The following is a 6,691-nucleotide window of genomic DNA, read 5'->3' as shown; positions in this document are numbered from 1 at the left end:
ATGGCAATGCCAATCCCGCGCTGACCTACACTCTGGGCGGCGACGGCCTCGTCAATGGCGATACCCTGAGCGGCGCGCTGGCAACTGCGGCAACCGCCACCAGCAATGTCGGCGCCTATGGCATCACTCAGGGTACTCTCGCGGCTGGCGGCAACTATGCCCTCACCTTCACCGGCGCCGACCTCACCGTTACCCCGCGCGGTCTCACCGTCACGGCTGACGCGCTCTCGCGCCTCTATGGCAATGCCAATCCCGCGCTGACCTACACTCTGGGCGGCGACGGCCTCGTCAATGGCGATACCCTGAGCGGCGCGCTGGCCACTGCGGCAACCACCACCAGCAACGTCGGCACCTATGGCATCACCCAGGGCTCCCTCGCGGCTGGCGGCAACTATGCCCTCACCTTCACCGGCGCCGACCTCTCCGTCACCCCGCGCGGCCTCACCATCTCCGCCAATGCGCTTTCGCGCCTCTATGGCAATGCCAATCCGGCGCTGACCTACTCCGTGGGTGGCGACGGCCTCGTCAACGGCGATACCCTGAGCGGCGCGCTCGCCACTGCAGCAACCGCCACCAGCAATGTCGGCGCCTATGGCATCACCCAGGGCTCCCTCGCAGCCGGCGGCAACTATGCCCTCACCTTCACCGGCGCCGACCTCACCGTCACGCCGCGATCACCGGAAAGCACTGCAGGCAACCTTCTGCCTTACATATTCACACCGAACCTGCGTCCAGTGGTCAATAGCGTCAGTCTCAACCCTGTGATGGATAGCGAACCCGACTCATCAATCACCTTGGTCTCCTGCCAAATGCAGGGCGGCGTTCCATGTGCTAAACACTAACCGGTATGGGGAGCGCCTGCGCTCCCCTGCCCCTTTTTGCAGGACACTCATCCGAACTCAGGTCGACAGATGGCTCAGTCCGATAGCGGCAGGCTGGTGGCGACGGCGATGCCGCCATTCGGGGCGGTACGCCAGAAACATTGGAGAACGTGGAGCTTGATATCTAAGGCGGGCCGTTGATCGCTAAAACGCCGCCCACCCCATAGGGGAGGACGGCGTTCAAGTGTAATCTGCCGCAAATTAGCGCGCGCGATTTCTCTGAAAGAAGTTCACGATCGCAAGAAGAATGACCGCGCCTACGAACGCGATGATCAGACCGGTCAGCGAAAACTGCTGTACGCTACCGCGAACACCAAGCAGCGGACCCGACAGAGCGTTGCCAATGACGGAGCCGACGCAGCCGACGACGATGTTGAGGAAGATTCCCATCGAAGCGTCGCGCTTCATGACCATGCTCGCAAGCCACCCTGCGATACCGCCTACGATAAGCGCAATTATCCAACCCATGTTTGTCTCCGAGCCAAAATAGTATGTTCAAAATCCCGGCATAGTCCGGGGGGATGTGTCAGCGAGGCCGAATGGCTTCGCGCTGGTCGTAGCGCTTCTTGAGGGCGTAGCCGCCGACAGCCGCTGCGACCATTCCCACCGGCCCTAGCCGGCTCAGGACCTTGGCTGCGCCAATGCCCAGCAGCGCGCCGCGAGTACCGCCAGTACCGCTGACGTCCTGGTAAAGGCGCTTGCCAGCGATAGCGCCGATAACTTTTCCGATCATGCCAGTCTCCTTAATGGTACAAAAACGAGATGCTGGGCGATTGTTCCTGTCACTGCCGATTCTCGCATGACGCGATGCGATTCCTCTCCATCCTATTCAGACGGGCAAGCGCAGTTTCTTGAGCGAAAGATATCGGGCTGATGATTTTCCAGCGACGGTCGGCAGCAGGTCCAGATTGGCGCTAAAGCCATTTGTTTCGCAAACGCACGAGGGCAATTATCGCCTCAGCTGCGATGCACAGCCAAGAAAATTGACGATTTCTCTACGGCGCTGTCGTTCGTCAGCGAACTCGCCATCGATCCCGATACTCCAACGGAGCGCCCGATCGGTGGGATTCTTGTGAAGTGCCTCGATTTCATCGGCTCGCGACAACACTTGCTCCTTCGCGTTGGCGAGACCTGCTTCCAGCAAATCGTCAGCTTGTGCGCGCAATGCCACCGCGATCTCGCCTAGAGCGAGCTCAGGATGATACTGCACACCCCAGAAAATACCTTTGTCGTACTTTATCTCGGCAGCTTGGATCCTGGTCGCTCCATTAGAAGCCAACAAAGTCCCACCACATGGCAACTCTTCCACTTCATCGCCGTGGATGGCCGGCGCATCCCAACTGCCAGGACGGCCTGCAAGAAGAGGATGTTTTCGGCCAGCTTGGGTCGCACTGATACGACGCGCGATACCGGCTTCCATACGCTCCGGCATTCGTCGCACTTTCCCGCCTGCCGCGGCCGCCGCAACCTGTAGGCCTGCGCATGAACCGAATGACGGCACACCAGAGGCAAAAACCGCGCGCATGAAGTCAAGCTGACGATCGACCTCGGCAGTCTCATGATAAACATGCATGGGCGAGCCGGTAATGAAAACGGCATCATAATCAGCTATTTCATTCGGCCTGAACCGCCGAGAGTCCGCGTCTGCTGGAGATGCGATGTCGATCCGCGCGCCGGGCTGAAGCTGCTCGAGAGTTGCTTTGTATGTCTCTCCGGCACTCTTTCCGGCCCGCTCGCGACGCTTTTCTCGCTCCTCAGGAAGTTCACTTTGAGCAACAAGATACGAAGTCATCAAAATCTTTCATTTGCAGGCAAACATCGAGACGTTTGCGGCGGCTGTTCGGCTTCGATAACCAATGAATAACGTTTGCGTTGCGTCAGAGAGACACATGAACGATGGCCCTCTCCAACCTGATGATGGATTACATCTCCGCAAAGCAGGCAGCCGCTACTCGTTTCGTGAACGGCGTGCATAGGCCGGTAGCCGTCACTAATCGCCAGCGGCCCAAGCCACTCCACGACGAGTTTCACAGTGGCGCGATAATGAACATGCGACATGAATTCCGACAGCACGATGAAGGCGAGATGGGCTTTAAGGTGGGCATCGTCTGGAGGTCCTGCGCCCAATCGGGATACCGGTTGGCGGGACGGGGAACCGCCCCGATTCCCCGATCGCGCCGTCATCCAAGCCCTGCAGCATTTCCCACCCGGCATATCTGACCCTGTAAAATCCGACCCAAGGCATTCAGATTTCACATGTTCGCAATCAAAACATTTAATTCGCGAATGTATCCCGCTGAATCTATTTTCTGCGTGTTCTGGAGGGCGCTCATTTCGCCGTTTCCTACCAACCTCAGCAAGGATCCCGATCATGAAGATCACTGCCCTGGCACTGCTGCTTGCCACCATCGCAGCGCCTGCCGCTGCTGCCGATATTTCGACCCATATCCTTGATTTGGCTCAGGGGGTGGGCGGCAAAGCGGTCCCTGTAGTTCTCTCCAAGCGCAGCGCAGCAGGTAGCTGGGAGAAAATCGGCACCGAAGTAACCGACTCCAACGGCCGCGTTCGCTCCTTCGGTTCCGCCAATGCGTTTGATGTCGGAGTTTACAGGCTGGAATTCGACATGTCGGATTACCCAAACGCCGAAGCATCGCCATTCTTCCCGGAGATTACAGTGACTTTCCAGGTGACTGACAAGGCGGGGCACTATCACGTGCCGGTAGTCGTCAGTCCGTACGGCTATTCGACATATCGAGGTAATTAGAAACGCCTCGATCTTCTTTCCATCGCGGCCAGATAAAGTCTGTCGACGAAAAAGGAGGCCCGTCCCCTCTGCAACCGCGATCTCAGCCAAGTCGCGGGCCATCTGCCGCCGGGGGCCGCACGCCGTTCGAAACCGGATCGGAAGTGTGTTTTAACGTTGGCAGGCAGGCACGACTCCGGGCAATCTAGAAGATTGACAACCAAAAGCGCCGAGGCGCCGTCGCCACATAGCCGGGGTAGAGTCAATGCTGACGGATGAAGACGAGAAGTGGATGCGCCGGGCGTTAGAAATCGCGCGAGCCAAAGGCACTGACCCGGCTAGCTCGCCGCTCGGTTCTGTCATCGTTCTCGACGGTGAAATGATAGGCGGCGAACGCAATCAGACCCAAGAATTGCCGGACGCCACGGCGCATGCCGAGATGATGGCCATTCGTCGAGCCTGCGAAGACACCGGCGAAATGGAACTGCGCGGCGCCACGCTTTACTCCACGTTGCAGCCATGCGGTATGTGTACCATGGCCTCCATATGGTCGAAGGTCACGCGTGTCATATATGGCGCTGGCCGCGAGGACGTGCACGCCATGTATTTTGAGGCAAAACACATCGATACGCTCGACTTCATCAAGGAAGCATACCGTGACGATATCGAGATCGTCGGGGGCTGCCTGCGTGAAGAGTGTGCCGCGCTATACTATCCCCCCGACGCGGACTTGTCAGAGGAGCAACAGGCCAATCTTTGACCGCAAGCCCGATCGCACTGTCAGGACCCACTGCTGGCGTTATCTCTGAAATAGGTTTGCCCGGTAATAGAAAAGCCAGCGGCACCGCCGCTGTCCCCCATATGGCCTTCACCTGCATCCTCGTCCAGGGACCGGTCACACTCTTCGATCCCAAAGGTAAGAGCGTAGCGGCCTATCCTGCGCGCCCCTGAACCAAACGCCCCGCCGTCCGTTGTTGCAATGCAGCAAGACGGAGGCCCTTATGGCATCGGTGATCGAGAGCGAAATGGCGTTTTGGATGTGGCCGCAGATCGCGGTGAAGCTTGCCAGCGACTGGATGGAGACCATGACTAGCGCGCAAAGCGTCATAAGTGCGCGAATGCCGCTGATCGCCGCAGCTTGGGCCGATCCACAGTCTGCAAACCATCGCGAACTCACACGCATGGTGACGGAGAAATCCGCCGTGTTCGGCCAGTCGCAGCGAGCGATATCTTCGGCGCAGGATAAAATTTGGCAGGCGAGCGAAGCCAATGCGCACGCTCTTGGCCGGTTATCGGGCGGCGGCTGGCTCGGCATGGGCGAATGGGCTCGGATGTTCGAGCGGAACCTCGAAATCGCAAGCACACTTGCATCGCTGCCGACCGCAGCGCTCGCACCAGTGCATGCCAAGGCCACTGCGAATGCCCGAAGGCTTAGAAGACCCTAGCAGAGCAGTGCCGCCAGATCAGATCGACAGGCGCGCGCGGTCGTCGTCGCTGAGCTTGCCTGCGAGGCCGGGTACCTCGTCGAGCTGCCGCAATGCATCGAACCGCCCCCGTTCCTCGCGGTAACGCACGATCTCGAAGCCATGTCCGGCCAAAGCCGGCAAGGCGTCGATCTCTTCAGCGGTTGCATTGTTGATGCAGAGTTTGCTGGCCGTCATTATACTTACCCTCGCCGAATGCAGTGGTTTTCCGGTTGATCAGCGCTTATCCCGTAAGGCGTTTAGCAGCGCCAAACCGACGACGCCGATTAGGGCGGCTGCGGCGTAGGGACGCTCGCGGGTGAAGCGGCGGGCTTTGTGCAGTAACGGCCCGCCGTCGGTCCCGATTGCGTCCTTCGCGTCACCGAACAGTTTTTGCGCCTTGCCACTCAGCTGATCGACCAGCCCCTCGCCTTGCAGCGAGTGGTCGCCCATTACGTCGCCTACAGCTTTTTTCACCTTTCCGACGATGTCACGGCCTTCTCCAGCCAAAATGTCCTCGCTCATCACGCATTCTCCGCAAATTACTGAAACCGGATCTGCCTGAAACGTGTCGAGGTTCACTAGGTGCCCAGGCTTGCCGGATTGTAGGCTCATTTTGCTCGATCTGCTTTCCCGCATCTGCGGGAACATCGCAGACTATCCAGGACACGAGGATGCAAGGAGGCGATCGAGGAACGGTGAACTGAGTGCTCAGCTTCGCGAATTGCAGCATCGCGGCGAGGGATGGTGCCCGCCTGCAGAGAAAATAGGCTGTCGAAACCTGCTGCGTTCAGGGTTTCCGAGCTTCTTTTTGGAATATTGAGGAGGCGAGGCCTGGAGCGGATGAGGGGAATCGAACCCCCGTATTCAGCTTGGGAAGCTGCTGCTCTACCATTGAGCTACATCCGCGTTTCAGGAGCTTACCCTGAATTATGCCCGCCGTATTCCAGAGCGCTTTAAGCGAGACTTGGCCTAGTGCCATGCGGCTAGCTCAAACGTCAATCCGCATTTTCATCTCGCCCACTGTTCCGATTCACAAAGCGCACCAGGGCGCACTGCATTTTGCCTTAGAACGCCCTCCCAACTGGGAAGGCTTCATGGAGAGTATCTCACTTTCTAGCGGGAACGACAGCAAACTCAGACGAATGGTCGGATGATCCATCGGGCTGGGGGTCGAGAGGCGCGCCCCAAGGTCAACGCAATTCGTGAGCACGGGGATCAGTCCGGTTAAAGCCGTTGGAGCAAGGGCAAGCGTATCAGGGCATAGACGCCGGGCTGATGGCGCGCTGCACCGTCAAGGACGTACCCCTGGAAACCACGGCGGACATCGTCACGAGCCGCGGGATCTACAAAGAGGGGTTCGAGAAGTGCGCCGCGAAGGTCGACGCGATCCCGGAACACGATGCTGAAGCCAGGGTACGAGCGTCGAAAACCGATAAGCTCGGCTTCTAGAATTTGTCACAATTCTAGGTTATGCTATTGCGCGTCAATCAGGATGAGTATTGCGCGTCAATCAGGATGAGAATGTGATTGTCGCGGCGCGTCATTCAGTGCCGATTTTAATTGTCGCTGGCAAGGACCTCGGTCTCATCTTGATTGTCGCG

The 6,691-nt window shown here is 58.6% G+C and carries 10 protein-coding genes and 1 tRNA gene; 5 read left to right on the top strand and 6 right to left on the bottom strand.

Annotated elements, in window-relative coordinates; translation table 11 throughout:
• Positions 1-842, top strand: an 842-nt coding sequence (locus tag ACI3K3_RS25245) for an MBG domain-containing protein (protein WP_404918801.1), incomplete at its 5' end; no start/stop codon positions are given.
• Between the two features lie 240 nt (positions 843-1,082).
• Here ACI3K3_RS25245 and ACI3K3_RS25240 read toward each other — a convergent pair.
• The 3 genes from ACI3K3_RS25240 to ACI3K3_RS25230 form a co-directional block, all read right to left on the bottom strand.
• Positions 1,083-1,349 carry a GlsB/YeaQ/YmgE family stress response membrane protein gene (locus tag ACI3K3_RS25240; protein ID WP_404918799.1) on the bottom strand — a complete coding sequence of 89 codons (267 nt, stop codon included), beginning with the start codon at positions 1,347-1,349 and terminating at the stop codon, positions 1,083-1,085.
• Positions 1,350-1,407: 58 nt separating this feature from the next.
• Complete coding sequence (locus ACI3K3_RS25235) at positions 1,408-1,614, bottom strand: hypothetical protein (protein WP_404918797.1); 207 nt, start codon at positions 1,612-1,614, stop codon at positions 1,408-1,410.
• A gap of 216 nt (positions 1,615-1,830) precedes the next feature.
• The gene (locus ACI3K3_RS25230) at positions 1,831-2,673 is read right to left on the bottom strand and encodes a type 1 glutamine amidotransferase (RefSeq protein WP_404918795.1); all 843 of its coding nucleotides are present in this window, start codon (positions 2,671-2,673) and stop codon (positions 1,831-1,833) included.
• Between the two features lie 579 nt (positions 2,674-3,252).
• Here ACI3K3_RS25230 and uraH point away from each other — a divergent pair.
• The 3 genes from uraH (at position 3,253) to ACI3K3_RS25215 (ending at position 5,069) form a co-directional block, all read left to right on the top strand.
• A complete protein-coding gene (gene uraH, locus ACI3K3_RS25225; protein ID WP_404918793.1) occupies positions 3,253-3,645 on the top strand; it encodes a hydroxyisourate hydrolase in 393 nt (130 codons plus the stop codon).
• 244 nt (positions 3,646-3,889) lie between these two features.
• Positions 3,890-4,384 carry a nucleoside deaminase gene (locus ACI3K3_RS25220; RefSeq protein ID WP_404918791.1) on the top strand — a complete coding sequence of 165 codons (495 nt, stop codon included), beginning with the start codon at positions 3,890-3,892 and terminating at the stop codon, positions 4,382-4,384.
• 241 nt (positions 4,385-4,625) lie between these two features.
• On the top strand, positions 4,626-5,069 hold the full coding sequence (locus tag ACI3K3_RS25215; RefSeq protein WP_404918789.1) for a hypothetical protein: 444 nt from the start codon (positions 4,626-4,628) through the stop codon (positions 5,067-5,069).
• 18 nt (positions 5,070-5,087) lie between these two features.
• Here ACI3K3_RS25215 and ACI3K3_RS25210 read toward each other — a convergent pair whose 3' ends face one another.
• The 3 genes from ACI3K3_RS25210 to ACI3K3_RS25200 all read right to left on the bottom strand — a co-directional run bounded on the left by ACI3K3_RS25210 (position 5,088) and on the right by ACI3K3_RS25200 (position 5,996).
• Positions 5,088-5,285, bottom strand: coding sequence for a ComEA family DNA-binding protein (locus tag ACI3K3_RS25210; protein WP_404918787.1), 198 nt, complete (start codon positions 5,283-5,285; stop codon positions 5,088-5,090).
• A 39-nt stretch (positions 5,286-5,324) separates the two neighbouring features.
• Positions 5,325-5,738 (bottom strand): CsbD family protein, encoded by a 414-nt coding sequence (locus ACI3K3_RS25205; RefSeq protein WP_404918785.1) that lies wholly within the window; start codon positions 5,736-5,738, stop codon positions 5,325-5,327.
• A gap of 184 nt (positions 5,739-5,922) precedes the next feature.
• Positions 5,923-5,996: transfer RNA gene (locus tag ACI3K3_RS25200), tRNA-Gly, on the bottom strand.
• Positions 5,997-6,323: 327 nt separating this feature from the next.
• Here ACI3K3_RS25200 and ACI3K3_RS25195 point away from each other — a divergent pair.
• Positions 6,324-6,539 carry a hypothetical protein gene (locus ACI3K3_RS25195; RefSeq protein ID WP_404918783.1) on the top strand — a complete coding sequence of 72 codons (216 nt, stop codon included), beginning with the start codon at positions 6,324-6,326 and terminating at the stop codon, positions 6,537-6,539.
• Positions 6,540-6,691 lie beyond the last annotated feature (152 nt).

Origin of the sequence: Novosphingobium sp. ZW T3_23, assembly GCF_044987305.1 — a bacterium.
Taxonomy (GTDB): Bacteria; Pseudomonadota; Alphaproteobacteria; order Sphingomonadales; family Sphingomonadaceae; genus Novosphingobium.
Note: the sequence above shows the minus strand (reverse complement) of the source record. Positions and strands in the feature narration are given on the sequence as shown.

Bases quoted from the DNA above. Each gene is read 5' to 3' on its own strand.
- ACI3K3_RS25240 (WP_404918799.1), bottom strand. From the start codon at position 1,349: ATGGGTTGGATAATTGCGCTTATCGTAGGCGGTATCGCAGGGTGGCTT.
- ACI3K3_RS25215 (WP_404918789.1), top strand. From the start codon at position 4,626: ATGGCATCGGTGATCGAGAGCGAAATGGCGTTTTGGATGTGGCCGCAG.
- ACI3K3_RS25235 (WP_404918797.1), bottom strand. From the start codon at position 1,614: ATGATCGGAAAAGTTATCGGCGCTATCGCTGGCAAGCGCCTTTACCAG.
- ACI3K3_RS25205 (WP_404918785.1), bottom strand. From the start codon at position 5,738: ATGTTCCCGCAGATGCGGGAAAGCAGATCGAGCAAAATGAGCCTACAA.
- ACI3K3_RS25220 (WP_404918791.1), top strand. From the start codon at position 3,890: ATGCTGACGGATGAAGACGAGAAGTGGATGCGCCGGGCGTTAGAAATC.
- ACI3K3_RS25230 (WP_404918795.1), bottom strand. From the start codon at position 2,673: ATGACTTCGTATCTTGTTGCTCAAAGTGAACTTCCTGAGGAGCGAGAA.
- uraH (WP_404918793.1), top strand. From the start codon at position 3,253: ATGAAGATCACTGCCCTGGCACTGCTGCTTGCCACCATCGCAGCGCCT.
- ACI3K3_RS25210 (WP_404918787.1), bottom strand. From the start codon at position 5,285: ATGACGGCCAGCAAACTCTGCATCAACAATGCAACCGCTGAAGAGATC.